Annotated in this window: 11 protein-coding genes; 5 read left to right on the top strand and 6 right to left on the bottom strand. The window is 60.7% G+C overall.

Going from position 1 to position 15,942, the window contains the following annotated elements; all coding sequences use genetic code 11:
- Positions 1–13: 13 nt before the first annotated feature.
- On the top strand, positions 14–331 hold the full coding sequence (locus QF043_RS26440; RefSeq protein WP_307420751.1) for a hypothetical protein: 318 nt from the start codon (positions 14–16) through the stop codon (positions 329–331).
- A 61-nt stretch (positions 332–392) separates the two neighbouring features.
- Positions 393–1,877, top strand: a complete 1,485-nt coding sequence (gene putP, locus QF043_RS26435; RefSeq protein WP_056860579.1) for a sodium/proline symporter PutP — start codon at positions 393–395, stop codon at positions 1,875–1,877.
- Positions 1,878–1,954: 77 nt separating this feature from the next.
- Here putP and QF043_RS26430 read toward each other — a convergent pair whose 3' ends face one another.
- Positions 1,955–2,443, bottom strand: a complete 489-nt coding sequence (locus tag QF043_RS26430) for a DUF2165 family protein (RefSeq protein WP_307420750.1) — start codon at positions 2,441–2,443, stop codon at positions 1,955–1,957.
- A 185-nt stretch (positions 2,444–2,628) separates the two neighbouring features.
- Here QF043_RS26430 and QF043_RS26425 point away from each other — a divergent pair, with 185 nt between their 5' ends.
- Together QF043_RS26425 and QF043_RS26420 are read left to right on the top strand one after the other, a co-directional pair.
- On the top strand, positions 2,629–4,632 hold the full coding sequence (locus QF043_RS26425; RefSeq protein WP_307420749.1) for a type VI secretion system tip protein VgrG: 2,004 nt from the start codon (positions 2,629–2,631) through the stop codon (positions 4,630–4,632).
- Positions 4,633–4,647: 15 nt separating this feature from the next.
- A complete protein-coding gene (locus QF043_RS26420; RefSeq protein ID WP_307420747.1) occupies positions 4,648–5,373 on the top strand; it encodes a DUF4123 domain-containing protein in 726 nt (241 codons plus the stop codon).
- Here QF043_RS26420 and QF043_RS26415 read toward each other — a convergent pair.
- Positions 5,359–6,636, bottom strand: coding sequence for an O-acetylhomoserine aminocarboxypropyltransferase/cysteine synthase family protein (locus tag QF043_RS26415; RefSeq protein ID WP_307420746.1), 1,278 nt, complete (start codon positions 6,634–6,636; stop codon positions 5,359–5,361). The genes QF043_RS26420 and QF043_RS26415 overlap by 15 nt on opposite strands.
- Positions 6,637–6,887: 251 nt before the next feature.
- Here QF043_RS26415 and QF043_RS26410 point away from each other — a divergent pair, with 251 nt between their 5' ends.
- A complete protein-coding gene (locus tag QF043_RS26410; RefSeq protein WP_017138523.1) occupies positions 6,888–7,724 on the top strand; it encodes a 23S rRNA (adenine(2030)-N(6))-methyltransferase RlmJ in 837 nt (278 codons plus the stop codon).
- A gap of 138 nt (positions 7,725–7,862) precedes the next feature.
- Here the strand turns inward: QF043_RS26410 and msrA are convergent, their stop codons facing one another.
- The 4 genes from msrA to aceE form a co-directional block, all read right to left on the bottom strand.
- Positions 7,863–8,510, bottom strand: coding sequence for a peptide-methionine (S)-S-oxide reductase MsrA (gene msrA, locus QF043_RS26405; protein ID WP_307420744.1), 648 nt, complete (start codon positions 8,508–8,510; stop codon positions 7,863–7,865).
- Positions 8,511–8,582: 72 nt separating this feature from the next.
- Positions 8,583–11,276 carry a bifunctional diguanylate cyclase/phosphodiesterase gene (locus QF043_RS26400; RefSeq protein WP_307420743.1) on the bottom strand — a complete coding sequence of 898 codons (2,694 nt, stop codon included), beginning with the start codon at positions 11,274–11,276 and terminating at the stop codon, positions 8,583–8,585.
- A 306-nt stretch (positions 11,277–11,582) separates the two neighbouring features.
- Entirely contained in the window at positions 11,583–13,238 is a 1,656-nt protein-coding gene (aceF, locus tag QF043_RS26395; protein ID WP_307420742.1) for a dihydrolipoyllysine-residue acetyltransferase, read from the bottom strand.
- An 11-nt stretch (positions 13,239–13,249) separates the two neighbouring features.
- Positions 13,250–15,895 (bottom strand): pyruvate dehydrogenase (acetyl-transferring), homodimeric type, encoded by a 2,646-nt coding sequence (gene aceE / locus QF043_RS26390; protein WP_305457221.1) that lies wholly within the window; start codon positions 15,893–15,895, stop codon positions 13,250–13,252.
- Between the last annotated feature and the right edge of the window lie 47 nt (positions 15,896–15,942).

Genomic DNA, 15,942 nt, shown 5'->3' with positions numbered 1-15,942 from the left:
CAGGTGCAACCGGGTGCAACCCAAATTGTTCAGGAATTTTTCGATCGTGATCGGGAAAAATTCCGGCCCTCGACGGAATTCGCTGCGTCTTGGTGCATTTGCTTCTGAGATCGGCTGTTCTTGCTCCGAAAAGGAGCAAAAAACCGGTATTTCCGCGAAAACACACCAAGGTGCAACTTATTCTCAAGAAACTGGTTGCACCTTATTTACTTTGTTGAATAGCATTCGCGCCCAAGGTGCAACCACTCGCAAGGGTTGGTTCATCGGCTGGCGGCTTTCCTGGGGAAACGCCAGTCATAAATGCGCGGCTCGCCGTTTCGTCTACCCGTAACCAATGGGTGGCCGTCTGCCAGACCGCTGCTACATAAAAACAAAGCCAGGGCGTCACTCCTATGAGCGTTAGCAATCCAACCCTGATCACGTTCGTGATCTACATCGCAGCAATGGTGCTGATCGGCTTCATGGCCTATCGCTCCACCAACAACCTTTCTGATTACATCCTCGGCGGTCGCAGCCTCGGTAGCGTGGTTACGGCCCTGTCGGCTGGTGCCTCGGACATGAGCGGCTGGTTGCTGATGGGCTTGCCGGGCGCGATCTACATGTCCGGCCTGTCGGAGAGCTGGATTGCCATCGGCCTGATCGTCGGTGCCTACCTCAACTGGCTGTTCGTGGCCGGCCGCCTGCGGGTGCAGACCGAGCACAACGGCGACGCCCTGACGCTGCCGGATTACTTCTCCAGCCGTTTCGAAGATAAAAGCGGCCTGCTGCGGATTATCTCGGCGGTGGTGATCCTGGTGTTCTTCACCATCTACTGCGCGTCCGGCATCGTGGCGGGCGCCCGTCTGTTTGAAAGCACCTTCGGCATGTCCTACGAGACAGCGCTGTGGGCCGGTGCTGCGGCGACCATCGCCTACACCTTCGTGGGTGGCTTCCTGGCGGTCAGCTGGACCGACACCGTCCAAGCCACACTGATGATCTTTGCGCTGATCCTCACGCCAATCATCGTGCTGCTGGCCACCGGTGGCGTCGACACCACGTTCCTGGCGATCGAAGCCAAGAACCCCGACAACTTCAACATGCTCAAAAACACCAGTTTCATCGGCATCATCTCGCTGATGGGCTGGGGCCTGGGTTACTTCGGCCAGCCGCACATCCTCGCGCGTTTCATGGCCGCGGATTCGGTCAAGTCGATCGCCAAGGCGCGTCGTATCTCCATGACCTGGATGATCCTGTGCCTGGCCGGCACCGTGGCGGTGGGCTTCTTCGGTATTGCTTACTTCTCGGCGCACCCGGAAGTGGCCGGCCCGGTTAACGAGAACCACGAGCGTGTGTTCATCGAACTGGCCAAGCTGCTGTTCAACCCATGGATCGCGGGCGTGCTGCTGTCGGCCATCCTGGCGGCGGTGATGAGCACCCTGAGCTGCCAACTGCTGGTGTGCTCCAGCGCGCTGACCGAAGACTTCTACAAAACCTTCCTGCGCAAAAACGCCTCCCAGGTTGAACTGGTGTGGGTGGGTCGCGCGATGGTGCTGTTGGTGGCCCTGATCGCCATCGCCATGGCCGCCAACCCGGACAACCGCGTACTGGGCCTGGTGAGCTACGCCTGGGCAGGCTTCGGCGCTGCGTTCGGCCCTGTGGTGCTGATCTCGGTGATCTGGAAAGGCATGACGCGTAACGGCGCACTGGCCGGTATCCTGGTCGGCGCGATCACCGTGATCGTGTGGAAGCACTTCAATCTGCTGGGCCTGTACGAAATCATCCCGGGCTTTATCTTCGCCAGCCTGGCGATCTATTTCGTGAGCAAGATGGGCGCACCGACTGCCGGTATGGTCGAGCGTTTTGATGCAGCGGAAAAAGACTACAACCTCAACAAGTAACTCTGGGGCGTTAAGCGCCAATTGAGTTAGAAAAAAGGCCCGCATCCTTTGGATGGCGGGCCTTTTTTATGGCTGATTCAGTCAGCATCCGGCTGATTGAGAAAAATCAGCACACCCAGAATCGCCATGTAGAACTTGAATGCCGCTTCCTGGCCATTCCACTGGTGGGACTGCCACATCAGAAACCACTCACCGCCCACCACCATAAAACCAAAGAACCACACCACAAAACCGAGGGTCAGGCCGGCGGTTGCGCCTGCCTTGGCGCGGTTGAAATCGGCGCCGACTGCGTGCCGCGCGCGCCACAGCGACAGCGCGCCACGCGCCAGCAGCACTGCGGTGAGCGCTTCGCCGAGGATGATCAGCACGTAGGCCGCGTGCCACATCCACGGCGTCGTGATCGCCCGGTACATGGCGGCGTTGTTCGGGAAGGTGGTGTCCATGCTCAACACATGTTGGACGAAGGCGAAGTTGGAGCCGTAATCCGTGATGTTGTTGAACGCAACCAAGGTGGCGAAGGCGGCGAGGGCCAGGGTCAGGATGATTTTTGCGTAGCGGGTGGCCATGCTTTTTCCAGTGATCCGGTGAGTAGGCACTTTACGCTAGCACGGCTTTGGCGTGCTTTCGAAGCCAGCTATATGAAGAATCCGGCATCCAGGTTGTAGGAGCTTACTGATTTGCCTGTGGTGCGCTCTGGTGGGTGAAAAGCTGGTGCAGAATCGCTCACCCACTCCTCGCAGAGAAACACCGGATGTTCGCTCCTGCCAACGAAAGCGCGTTTACCCTGGCCCTCGATGGGAAGCCCAGTGATCTAAAAGTCTATGGGTTCTCCGGGAGTGAATTTCTTAGCCTGCCCTTTAGCTTTGATCTTGAACTGGTCAGCGAACAAGCCGATCTTGACCTTGAAAGTCTGATGCACCGTCAGGCTTTCCTGGGGTTTGACGCTGAAGGCCACGGTATTCACGGCCTGGTGCATAAGGTGGCCCAGGGCGATACGGGCAAGCGCCTTACCCGTTACCAGATCACCTTGGTGCCGCAGTTGGCTTATCTGCATCACAGTACGCACCAGCGGATTTTCCAGAAACAGACTGTGCCCCAGATCATTGCGCAGGTGTTGGAGGCCCAGGCGATCCAGGCTGACACCTTCGCGTTTCAACTGAGCGGCAAGTACCCCGAACGTGAGTACTGTGTTCAGTTCGGTGAAACCGACCTTGAGTTCGTTCAACGCTTGTGTGACGAGTCGGGCATTCACTACCACTTCCAGCACAGCCCCGAGCGTCACCTGCTGGTGTTCGGCGACGACCAGAGTGTTTTTATCCGGCAGGATCAAACCACCCCTTACTCGCCCGGTACCGGGATGGTTGCCGATACGCCTGCGATCAAGCGCTTTACCCTGGCATTGGAAACCAGCACGACCGGTGTAGATCTGCGCGACTACGATTTCAAGAAGCCGAGGCTTCTATTGGAAAGCGCAGCCTCCGGCGAGCAGGGCCCCACCCTGTGTGAGCAGCTCTACCCCGGGTACTTCACGGATCGCGAGCATGGCAAGTACCAGGCGCAGCGCCGGTTGGAACGTCATCGCAGCGATTACCGAAAAGCCAGCGGTTTCAGCGACCAACCGGCCTTGGTCACCGGGCAGTTCTTGAAGATGACCGGGCACCCTCGTCAGGAATGGAATGATTTGTGGCTGGTCACCTATGTGTACCATGTGGGGCAGCAGCCTCAAGTATTGGAGGAGTCAGCCCCTGGCGATGAATCGCATCAGGGCTACAACAACGATTTTCATGCAACACCTTGGGACGTGCCGTTTCGAACGCCGCTGATTCTGTCCCGCCCGCAAATATCCGGTTACCAGAACGCAGTGGTCACCGGGCCTGCCGACTCTGAGATCCACTGCGACGAATACGGTCGCGTCAAAGTGCAGATGGCCTGGGATCGCGATGGGGAGCATAACGAGCATTCCAGTTGCTGGCTGCGGGTAGCCAGCGGGTGGGCCCACGACCGTTATGGTGCGGTGCTGATCCCCAGGGTCGGCATGGAGGTGTTGGTAGGTTTCGTGAATGGCGACATAGATATGCCGCTGGTGATGGGCTGCTTGCCCAATGCGGCAAATCCTGTGCCGCTCGACCTGCCGGCAGACAAAACCCGCAGCATCTTTCGCAGCCAAAGCAGCCCGGGTGGCGGCGGCTACAACGAGCTACGTATCGAAGACCGCCAGGGCGCCGAGGAAATCTTTCTGCGCGCCCAGCGGGACTGGACCGAACATGTGTTGCATGACCAGCAGGTACAGGTCGATAACCAGCGGCAGGTGAAGGTGGGCGGCGAATCCCACCATGAGCTGCTGGGTGAAGAGCAGCGCATCACCCATGGCAATCGCCTGACTGAACTCAAGCAGGATGATCATCTGGTGGTCGGTGGCTCGCAGCAGGTGCGGGCCGGGCGGACCCTCCAGATCGGCGCCGGGCAAAGCGTGGTCATCGATGCGGGCGCCAGCGTGACAATCCAGGCCGGGGGGCAATCGATCACACTGTCGGCCGCCGGGATTTTCAGCAGCGTGCCGATCCAGCTTGGCGGTTCGCCCGCTGCCGTGCCGATGCCGTTGATGCCGGGTGTCACCGAAAAGTTGTCAGCTGCAGTTGCTGCACCTCTCAGTGGCGTACAGGTTGCCAGCCTCAAGCGCAGTGCGCCGTTTTGCGAAGAGTGTGAGCGCTGCAAGAACGGCCAGTGTGATATCCCCGGACACTCTCACCCTTAAATGGAATTTATCCCGATGTCTCAGCCCATGGTTCCCGGCGCCTGGCTTGCACAGTGGCCGCTACAACCCGAAGAGCAGCTCTACGCGGTGTTGGGCAGCGCCAGCGAAGCCAGGCCGCTTAATGCATGGCAAACCCTGGCGCCGGGGAACTTGCCGCATTCGATATGGGCCGGTACGGCTTACGCCGATTGGGTCGAAGTCATGCCTTATGTGGGCATTGTTGAGCCGGGCAGTGCCTTTCTTGATTGGGTCGCCAGCACCGAGGCAACGGACTGGGGTTGGCTCGCGGTCTCGTCCAGCCCGCCGGAAAAGGTGGCTGCGCACCTGCAAGGGTTGACCAAAGTATTGTTGCCGGATGAGCAGGCGGTGTTTTTGCGTTTTTGGGATGGCGCTCACTGGCTGCCGGTATTGCGCAAGCTCGGCGACGAGGCCGCACGCGTGTTGCCGGTGTTTCAGCGCTACCTGATCAATGGCCAGCCGCTGGCCGTCAGCACCGGCCCGGCCACGGCGGCCAAGGCCAGCCCATGGTGGCAAGTGCCGGCGTCGGTGCTTGAGCACTTGGCCGAGCACTCGCCGCAAGTGCTGATCGGCAACCTGCTGCAATGGCTCGAAGAGCAACGCCCGGACCTCTACACCGCGTTTACGCCTGCGACCTTGCGGCACAAGGTCGCCTACTTTTCGCGCAGGCCCGACGTCAGCCCTCAAGCGCTGGCGGCTTATTTGGCTTCAGAGTTGAGTTGAAGCCAGGGCCTGTTGCAGGTCCTCGATCAGGTCTTCAATCGCCTCAATGCCGACCGACAGGCGAATCATCTCCGGCTTCACGCCGGCCTTGGCCTGTTCCTGCGCGTTCATCTGCCGGTGAGTGGTGGATGCGGGGTGGCAGGCCAGGGATTTGGCATCGCCAATATTCACCAACCGCTTGAAGATTTGCAGCGCATCGTAGAAACGCACGCCCGCGTCATAGCCGCCCTTCAAGCCGAATGACAGGATCGCCGAGGGTTTGCCCTGCATGTACTTCTGCGCCAGGGCGTGGTGCGGGTGGTCCGGCAACCCGGCGTAGCTGACCCATTCCACCTCGGCGTGGCCTTGCAGGAATTGCGCAACCTTCAGCGCGTTTTCGGTATGGCGCTCCATGCGCAAGGCCAGGGTTTCCAGGCCTTGCAGCAACAGAAATGCATTCATCGGCGCCAGCGCAGCCCCGGTGTTGCGCAACGGCACGGTGCGGGCGCGAGCAATGAAGGCGGCCGGGCCGAACTTTTCCGTGTAGACCACGCCGTGATAGGCCGGCTCCGGTTGGTTGAGGCCGGGGAATTTTTCCGGGTATCGGGTCCAGGGGAAGGTGCCGCTGTCGACGATGACACCGCCCAGGGAGTTGCCATGGCCGCCCACGTATTTGGTGACCGAGTGCACCACGATGTCGGCGCCGAACTGAATCGGCTTGCACAGGATCGGCGTGGCCACGGTGTTATCCACCATCAGTGGTACGCCGCGCGCATGGGCGACATCGGCCAGGGCTTGAATGTCGATGATATTGCCCGCCGGGTTGCCGATGCTTTCGCAGTAGACCAGTTTGGTGTTGTCGTCGATCAGTTCGGCGATGGCCTGGGCAGAGTCGTCGCGGGCGAAGCGCACGTCGACGCCAAAGCTTGGCAGCAGGTGGGCGAACAAGGTGTAGGTGCCGCCGTAAAGCTGGGGCGTGGTGACAATATTGTCGCCCGCGCGGGTCAGGGTCTGGATTGCATAGTGGATTGCTGCGCTACCGGCCGATACGGCCAGGGCGGCGATACCGCCTTCAAGGGCGGCAATGCGCTGCTCCAGCACGTCGTTGGTGGGGTTCATGATGCGTGTGTAGATGTTGCCGGGCACGTCCAGGTTGAACAGGTCGGCGCCATGCTGGGCATTATCGAACTCGAAGGCGACGTTCTGGTAGATCGGCACGGCCACGGCCTTGGTGGTCGGGTCCGACTTGAAGCCGTGGTGCAATGCAATGGTGGCGTCTTTCATGATGCGGGTTGACCTCCTTGGATTCCAGAGTTGCCCCCAGGCAATGTGGGAGCTGGCTTGCCTGCGATGCCAGCACCGCTGGTGTACGGGTAATACCGCGGTGATGCCATCGCAGGCAAGCCAGCTCCCACAGCAGCCATAGATTGTTTTCGGCAGTGCGCCTGCCTTTGCGACATAAGCGCCGCCCGACACGCAGCCCTGCACCTTTGCTTGCGTAGAAGGTAAACTTCGCCCCCTGCGCAGGAGCAACCATGAATTATCGTCACGCCTTTCACGCCGGCAACCACGCCGATGTCTTCAAACACCTGACCTTGACCCGCCTCATCGCCCTGATGTCGCGCAAGGAACAGCCGTTCGCCTACCTCGACACCCACGCCGGGATTGGCCTGTACGACTTGCAGGGCGACCAGGCCAACCGCACCGGCGAATACCTGGAAGGCATTGCGCGCCTGTGGGGCGAGAGCGACCTGCCGCCACTCACCGCCGACTACATGCGTGTGCTGCACGAGATGAACCCGGACGGCCAGTTGCGCTACTACCCAGGCTCCCCGGAGCTGGCGCGCCGCCTCACGCGGCCCCAGGACCGTGTGTTGCTCAATGAGAAGCACCCGGAAGACGGCGTGCTGCTCAAGGACAACATGAAGGGCGATCGTCGGGTCAAAGTGCACTTGGGCGAAGGCTGGCACGTGCCGCGTGCCTTGCTGCCGGTGCCGGAAAAACGCGCGTTGATGCTGATTGATCCGCCGTTTGAACAGCTCGATGAAATGCAGCGCTGCGCGGCGTCCCTCAAGGAAGCGGTCAGCCGTATGCGCCAGACGGTCGCAGCGATCTGGTACCCGGTGAAAGACCAGCGCATGCTGCGGCGCTTCTACCAGGACCTGGCCGGCACCGGCGCGCCGAAGCTGCTGCGTGTGGAATTGCTGGTGCATCCGTTGGACACGCCCAACACCCTGACCGGCTCGGGCCTGGCGATTGCCAACCCGCCGTGGGGCCTGGAGGAGGAGTTGCGTGAGCTGCTGCCGTGGCTGTCCAAGAAACTTGGCCAGACCCAGGGTGGGTGGCAGATGGATTGGCTCATCGCTGAGTAACTAGCTCTCAAGCCAAACATAAAACCAAATGTGGGAGCGGGCTTGCTCGCGAATGCGGTACATCAGTCACACATGTGTTGACTGAGCCACCGGATTCGCGAGCAAGCCCGCTCCCACATTTTTTGATCTGCGCTGTGCTTAGATCGGGCAGGTCACGCCGGTACCGCCGATCCCGCAATAGCCTTGCGGGTTCTTCGCCAGGTACTGCTGGTGGTACGCCTCGGCGAAATACACCGTCGGGGCTTCTTCGATTTCCGTGGTGATCACACACAGGCCTGCCTTGGTCAATTCAGCCTGATAGGCATCGGCGCTGGCCTTGGCCGCCTCCAGATGCTCAGGTTTCACCGCGTAGATCACCGAGCGATACTGGGTGCCGATGTCGTTGCCCTGGCGCATGCCCTGGGTCGGGTTGTGCAATTCCCAGAACATTTTCAGCAGTTCTTCATAGCTGATCTTGTCCTGGTCAAACACTACCAATACCACTTCGCTGTGGCCGGTCAGGCCCGAGCAGACTTCTTCGTACGTCGGGTTCGGCGTGTAACCGCCGGCATAACCGACCACGGTGCTGACCACGCCGTCGCGCTGCCAGAACCGTCGTTCGGCACCCCAGAAGCAACCGAGGCCGAAGATCGCGAACTCTACGTTGTCGACAAAGGGGCCGAGCAGCGGGTTGCCGTTGACGAAGTGAGTTTCCGGCAGGTTCATCGGCGTTTCACGGCCAGGCAAAGCTTGTTCTTGAGTCGGCAGCACGTTTTTGTTCACCAGAATTTCCGAGCGCAAGACCATGATCAGTCCTCTCAGTCAGATTGAGTTATGTATTAAGACAGACAGCCAGTGTGCCCGAGTGTTACAGCGCTGTCAGGCGATTGGCCCGCGCGGGTAGCGTTTAAGCTTTTCCAACAGCTCTGCGCCGGGGATCGGTCGGTCGAACAGGTAGCCCTGGCCCACGTCGCAGCGGTGGCGGCGCAGGAACGCCAGCTGTTCGGCCGTCTCGATGCCCTCGGCCACCACCTTAAGCTTGAGGTTGTGGGCCATGGCGATCACCGCCGAGGTGATTTCCATGTCGTCCTGGTTGTCCGGGATTTCATGGATAAAGCTGCGATCGATCTTGATGATGTCGATGGGGAATTTTTTCAGGTAGCTCAGCGACGAGTAGCCGGTGCCGAAGTCGTCCATGGCCAGGGTCAGGCCGAAGCTCTTGAGCTGGTCCAGTTGAAGGCGCGTGTCTTCGGTGGCTTCCAGCAGCAAGCCTTCGGTCAGCTCCAGCTCCAGCAGGTTGGCCGGCAGTTGTTCTTCCTTGAGGATGGTGGCAATCGACGCCACCAGGTCCGGGTCGGAGAACTGCTTGGGCGACAGGTTGATCGCCACCTGCAGATTACCCATGCCGCCTGCGCTCAATTGTTTGCTCATGCGGCAGGCCTGGCGCGCGATCCATTTGCCGATGGGGATGATCAACCCGGTTTCTTCGGCCACGCTGATGAACTGGTCAGGGCGGATCATGCCCTTTTCCGGGTGGTTCCAGCGCAGCAGCGCTTCCATGCCCAGCAAGCGGCCGCTGCGCAGGCACAGCTTGGGCTGGTAGAACACGTCCAGCTCGTTTTGGGTCAGGGCGCGGCGCAGGTTGTTTTCCACGAACAGCTTGTAGCTGGCTTCGGCGTTCAACGCCTCGGTGAAGACTTGCACCTGATGCTTTCCGTTGGCCTTGGCCTTGTGCAGCGCCAAGCCGGCGTTACGCATCAGGGTTTGCGGGTCGCGGCCGTGCAGCGGCGCGCAGGCCAGGCCCACGGAGCCGGTGACGCTGATCAGCTGGTTGTCGACAAACATCGGCTTGTCGAGGGTGGTCAGCAATTGGCTGGCCACCTGTTGGCCGGTCTCAAGGTCAGTGTCGTCCAGCAGTACCGCAAACTCGTTACTGGCAAAACGCGCCAGGCTGCCGCCGGCACTCAGGCTGTTGCGCAGGCGCCGGGCCAGGCTGATCAGCAGCTTGTCGCCGGTCTGGTGGCCGAGGCTGTCGTTGATGCGCTTGAAGTTGTCGATGTCCACCAGCAGCAGGCTGATAGGGGTGTCGCTGTCGCGGGCGAAGCGTTCATCCAGGTTGCGGATAAACGCCGGGCGGTTGCCCAGGTTGGTCAGGTTGTCGGTGTAGGCCAGGCGCTCGATACGCTGCTGCGCCAGCTTGGTCTGGGTGATGTCTTCGTAGATGCCGATGTAGTGGGTCAATTCACGGTTGTCGCCATACACCTTGGAGATCGACAGCTGGCCCCAATAGGGTTCCAGGTTTTTGCGCCGGCTCTTGAATTCGCCTTGCCAGCTGTTGCTCTTGGCCAGGCTCGACGGTGCGTCGAACAGCAGTTCGCTGAGGTTCTCCAGGGCCGGCAACTGCGCCAGGCGGTGGCCGTGGACTTCTTCGGCACTGTACTGGGTGATCGCGGTAAAGCTTGGGTTGACGTACTCCACCACGCCGTCGCAATTGACCAGCAGAAAGGCGTTGGCGCTTTGCTCAACTGCGCGTTGGAACAGGTGCAGGGCGCTGGTGGCGGTGCGGCGGTTGTGGTTGTTGATCACTTGCGCGAACTGGTCCGCCAACTCGCCGGCAAAGGCGATCTCATCCGACTGCCAGGCACGCGAGCTGCCACATTGCTCCAGGCACAACACGCCAACGACCTGGCCATCCACGCGGATGCTGGCGTCGAGCATGGCGTGGACGTCCTTGGCGCGCAGGCTCTCGGCCATTTCCCGGGTGCGTGGGTCGCGCATCGCGTGGGTGGCGTCGATGGCGCGGCTCGAATGCAGGGCTTCCAGGTAGTCCGGGAAGCCGCTGGCGTCGATCGCTTCGGGCAAGTGGTACTGCTGGTCGTCGCGGTGGTAGGCCGAGATCGGCACCAGGCGCTGGCCTTCGAGGTTCCAGATGCTGGCGCAGTCGATCTGGTAGATATCGCAGGCACTGCGGGTAATCAGCTCGGCGGCTTCTTGCAGCGAATTCGGTGTGGTGTAGCGCTGGCGCGCCAGCAGCAGGATCAGCTCCTGTTGGGCGCGTACCCGTTCAAGGTGCTGCAGCTGTTCCTGCTGGGCACGCTGGTTGAGTTCCAGGGCGATCTGCAGGCGGCTGTTCTGGTTTTCCAGGTCGGCGGTCGGGGCTGTCATCGGGATTTCGCTGAACAGACCGTCGACCACCATCAGGTAGCCGCGCAACAGGTGGCGATTGTGCTGCTTATACGCCTCACCCATCTCCAGCAGGCTCAAGGGCCCATCGTTGGTGTGCAGGGTGTAGCGCACCAGGTAATGCGGGCTATGGGCCAGTTGCTGCTGGATGGTGTCGTGCAATTGATAGCGTGCCTGGGGTTCCATCAGGCTGGCGTAAGGGCTGCCGATCAAGGCGCACAGTTCCACCGCCGGCAGGCCGAATTGGCGCTCGCAATTAGGGTCCAGGTACAACAGCGCCCAGCTTGCCTCATTAAGCCGCTCGAAACGCAGCATACCGAGGCGCGAAGGCACCGGTAATTGCGTCACTACCTCGGCCGCCATACGGGCGACATCGGGTTGGCTTTTCATGGGGGAAACTCGCTTGGGAAGATGCGCACGGCGCCGGGCTCACGCCCTCTTTACTGTCATTTGCGGCAAGGTTGCATCATGCAGCACGCACTGACAAGAGAGGATGAAGGCTAAGTGCTATAACCCTGTTATCGGCCGCGCAGGGGATTTCTGCAATCGGGGTGATGGAAGGTGTACAAACCTGTCTTGCGTGTTCAACAGGCGCGCAAAAAAAGCCCCGCCAAGTGGCGGGGTTGAGGTACGAGCGTGGCGCTCGGAAATCGGTAGTGCCAGGCCTCCCCGATGACAGGGAGGCCCGTTGAAGGCTTACAGCAGGATGGTGCGGATGTCGTTGAGCAGTTGGCTCAGACGCTGCGTGAAGCGGGCAGCAGCAGCGCCGTTGATCACACGGTGATCGTAGGACAACGACAGCGGCAGCATCAGCTTCGGCTGGAACGCTTTACCGTCCCACACCGGCTGGATAGTGGCCTTGGACACACCCAGGATCGCCACTTCCGGCGCGTTGACGATTGGCGTGAAGCCAGTGCCGCCAATGTGACCGAGGCTGGAGATGGTGAAGCACGCGCCTTGCATGTCGTCGGCGGTGAGCTTCTTGTCGCGGGCCTTGGCAGCCAGCGCAGCAGCTTCAGCGGCGAGTTGCAGCAGGCTCTTCTGATCAACGTTCTTGATCACAGGAACCAGCAGGCCGTCCGGGGTATCCACCGCGAAACCTACGTTCACGTACTTCTTGCGGATGATCGCCTTGCCGCTTGGTGCCAGCGAACTGTTGAAGTCCGGCAGCTCCTTGAGCAGGTGCGCGCAGGCCTTGAGCAGCAGTGGCAGCACGGTCAGTTTCACGCCGGCTTTTTCGGCCACGGCTTTCTGCGCAACGCGGAAAGCTTCGAGGTCGGTGATATCGGCCTGGTCGAACTGAGTCACGTGCGGGATGTTCAGCCAGCTGCGGTGCAGGCTCGACGCGCCGATTTGCATCAGGCGGGTCATCGGCACTTCTTCGGTTTCGCCGAAGCGGCTGAAGTCCACGACCGGGATCGGTGGAATGCCCGAGCCGCCCGTAGCAGCGCCGGCAGCCGGAGCTTCCTTGGCCTTCTGCATCATGGCTTTGACGTAGACCTGCACGTCTTCTTTGAGCACACGACCGTGTGGGCCGGTGGCCGACACAGCGTTGAGCTCAACGCCGAACTCACGGGCCAGTTGACGCACGGCAGGGCCGGCGTGAACCTTGGCACCGCTTGGCGCAGGCGCAGGCGCAGCAGCCGGAGCCGGTGCGGCCTCGGCTTTTGCAGCCGGTGCGGCAGGTGCAGCAGCGGCCGGAGCAGCTTCAGCCTTGGCAGCCGGAGCAGCAGCCGGTGCTGGCGCAGCAGCAGGTGCGGCGCCTTGTACTTTGAGCTTGAGGATGAAGTCGCCAGTGCCAACTTCGTCTTCCAGCTTGACCGCGATGCTTTCCACCACGCCGGCGGCCGGCGATGGGATTTCCATGGAGGCCTTGTCGGACTCCAGGGTGATCAGCGACTGGTCGGCTTCGACGGTGTCGCCGACCTTGACCAGCAGCTCGATGATCTTGGCCTTGCCCGACGAACCGATGTCCGGAACATGAATGTCCTGAACAGTGGCGGCGGCAGGTGCGGCAGCCGGAGCTGGAGCAGCCTCGGCAGCGGCAGCAGGTTTTTCAGCAGCAGGTGCGGGTGCAGCAGCGGCAGCCGGGGCTGGCTCAGGGGCCGCATCAGCGGCGCCTTCGATTTCCAGTTCCAGCAGTTCGTCGCCTTCTTTCAGGCGGTCGCCCAGCTTCACTTTCAGGCTCTTGACCACGCCGGCCTTGGGAGCAGGGATTTCCATGCTCGCCTTGTCCGACTCCAGGGTCAGGATGCTCTGGTCGGCTTCGACGGTGTCGCCGACCTTCACAAACAGCTCGATTACTTCACCTTCACCGCTGCCGATGTCAGGTACGCGAATGAGTTCGCTCACAAAAAATCTCCTCAGCAGTCCAGTGGGTTGCGTTTTTCCGGGTTGATCCCGAACTTGACGATAGCGTCTGCTACCACCTTGGGTTCGATCTCACCACGGTCAGCCAAGGCTTCCAGGGCTGCCAACACCACGAAGTGACGGTCAACTTCGAAGAAGTGACGCAGCTTCTTGCGGCTGTCACTGCGGCCGAAACCGTCGGTGCCCAGGACTTTGAATTCCTTGGACGGGACCCACTGGCGAATCTGTTCAGCAAACAGCTTCATGTAGTCGGTAGAGGCGATGACTGGACCTTTACGGCCGGCCAGGCACTCTTCGACGTAGCTCAGCGCAGGCTTCTGACCTGGGTGCAGGCGGTTGTTGCGCTCCACCGCCAGGCCGTCGCGACGCAGTTCGTTGAAGCTGGTAACGCTCCACACGTCAGCGCCGACGTTGAACTCTTCACGCAGGATCTTCGCCGCTTCACGCACTTCACGCAGGATGGTGCCGGAGCCCATCAGTTGCACGTGGTGCGCCGCTTCCTTGGTGTCTTCTTCGAGCAGGTACATGCCCTTGATGATGCCTTCCTCAACACCGGCCGGCATGGCAGGTTGCTGGTAGGACTCGTTCATCACGGTGATGTAGTAGAAAACGTCCTGCTGCTGTTCGGTCATCTTCTTCATGCCGTCCTGGATGATCACCGCCAGCTCATAGCCGTAGGTTGGATCAAAGGTGCGGCAGTTCGGGATGGTGGCAGCCAGGATGTGGCTGTGACCGTCTTCGTGTTGCAGGCCTTCGCCGTTCAGCGTGGTCCGGCCGGCAGTACCGCCGATCAGGAAGCCACGGGTACGGCTGTCGCCTGCTGCCCACGCCAGGTCGCCGATACGCTGGAAGCCGAACATCGAGTAGAAGATGTAGAACGGCAGCATCGGCTGGTTGTGGCTGGAGTACGAAGTACCGGCAGCGATGAAGGAGCTCATGGCGCCCGCTTCGTTGATGCCTTCTTCGAGGATCTGGCCCTTCTTGTCTTCCTTGTAGAACATCACCTGGTCTTTATCGACTGGATCGTAGAGCTGGCCGACGGAGGAGTAGATGCCCAACTGACGGAACATGCCTTCCATACCGAAGGTACGGGCTTCGTCCGGGATGATCGGGACGATACGCGAACCGATTTCCTTGTCTTTGACCAACTGCGCCAGGATGCGCACGAACGCCATGGTGGTGGAGATTTCACGGTCGCCCGAGCCGTCCAGGATAGCCTTGAGGGTATCGAGTGGCGGTGTAGGAATGTCGAAGGACTTGGCGCGGCGCTGTGGCACGAAACCGCCCAGTGCAGTGCGACGCTCGCTGAGGTAGCGGGCTTCGGCGCTGTTTGGCTCCGGCTTGAAGAACGGCAGGTTCTCCAGCTCTTCGTCCTTGACCGGGATGTCGAAACGATCGCGGAACAGCTTCAGGCTTTCAACATCAACTTTCTTGGTGTTGTGCGCCGTGTTCTTCGCTTCGCCGGCACCGGTGCCATAACCCTTGATGGTCTTGGCCAGGATGACGGTCGGTTGTTCTTTGTGGTTGACCGCTTCGTGGTACGCCGCGTAGACCTTGTACGGGTCGTGGCCGCCACGGTTGAGTTTCCAGATCTCGTCGTCGGACAGGTCTGCAACCATCGCCTTGAGTTCAGGCGTGTTGAAGAAGTGTTCACGTACGAACGCGCCGTCTTTGGCTTTGTAGTTCTGGTACTCGCCGTCGATGACTTCGTCCATGCGACGTTGCAGGATGCCGTCGACGTCTTTGGCCAGCAGTGGGTCCCAGAAACGGCCCCAGATAACTTTGGTCACGTTCCACTGAGCACCGCGGAACACGCCTTCGAGTTCCTGGATGATCTTGCCGTTGCCGCGAACCGGGCCGTCGAGGCGCTGCAGGTTGCAGTTGATGACGAAGATCAGGTTGTCGAGCTTCTCGCGGCCGGCCAGGGAGATGGCGCCCAGGGATTCCGGCTCGTCGCACTCGCCGTCGCCCAGGAAGCACCAGACTTTCTGCTTGCCTTCAGGGATGAAGCCACGGGCTTCCAGGTACTTCATGAAGCGTGCCTGGTAGATCGCCTGGATCGGGCCAAGGCCCATGGATACCGTCGGGAACTGCCAGAAATCAGGCATCAGCCAAGGGTGCGGGTACGACGACAGGCCGTTACCGTCCACTTCCTGGCGGAAGTTGTTCATGTGTTCTTCGGTGATGCGGCCTTCCATGAACGCACGGGCGTAAACGCCTGGCGAGGTGTGGCCCTGGAAGTAGATCAGGTCGCCGCCGTGTTCGTCGGTCGGGGCCTGGAAGAAGTAGTTGAAGCCGATGTCATACAGGGTTGCGCTGGAAGCGAAGCTGGAGATGTGACCGCCCAGGTCAGAATCTTTCAAGTTCGTGCGCATTACCATCGCCATGGCGTTCCAGCGTACCAGCGAGCGAATGCGGCGTTCCATGAACAGGTCGCCAGGCATGCGTGCTTCGTGGGTAACGGGGATGGTGTTGCGGTATGGCGTGGTGATGGCGTAAGGCAATTGCGAGCCGCTGCGGGTCGCGAGTTCGCCCATACGGGTCATCAAATAATGAGCACGGTCTTCGCCTTCTTTGTCGAGAACCGATTCCAGGGCGTCCAGCCATTCCTGGGTTTCGACGGGATCGAGGTCTTGCATGGCTTGCTCCAGGGCGGAAAGGCTACCAGAATCGGTTGCCTGAAGTT

This window comes from Pseudomonas sp. W3I7 (assembly GCF_030816095.1).
GTDB lineage: Bacteria > Pseudomonadota > Gammaproteobacteria > Pseudomonadales > Pseudomonadaceae > Aquipseudomonas > Aquipseudomonas salomonii.
Note: the sequence above shows the minus strand (reverse complement) of the source record. Positions and strands in the feature narration are given on the sequence as shown.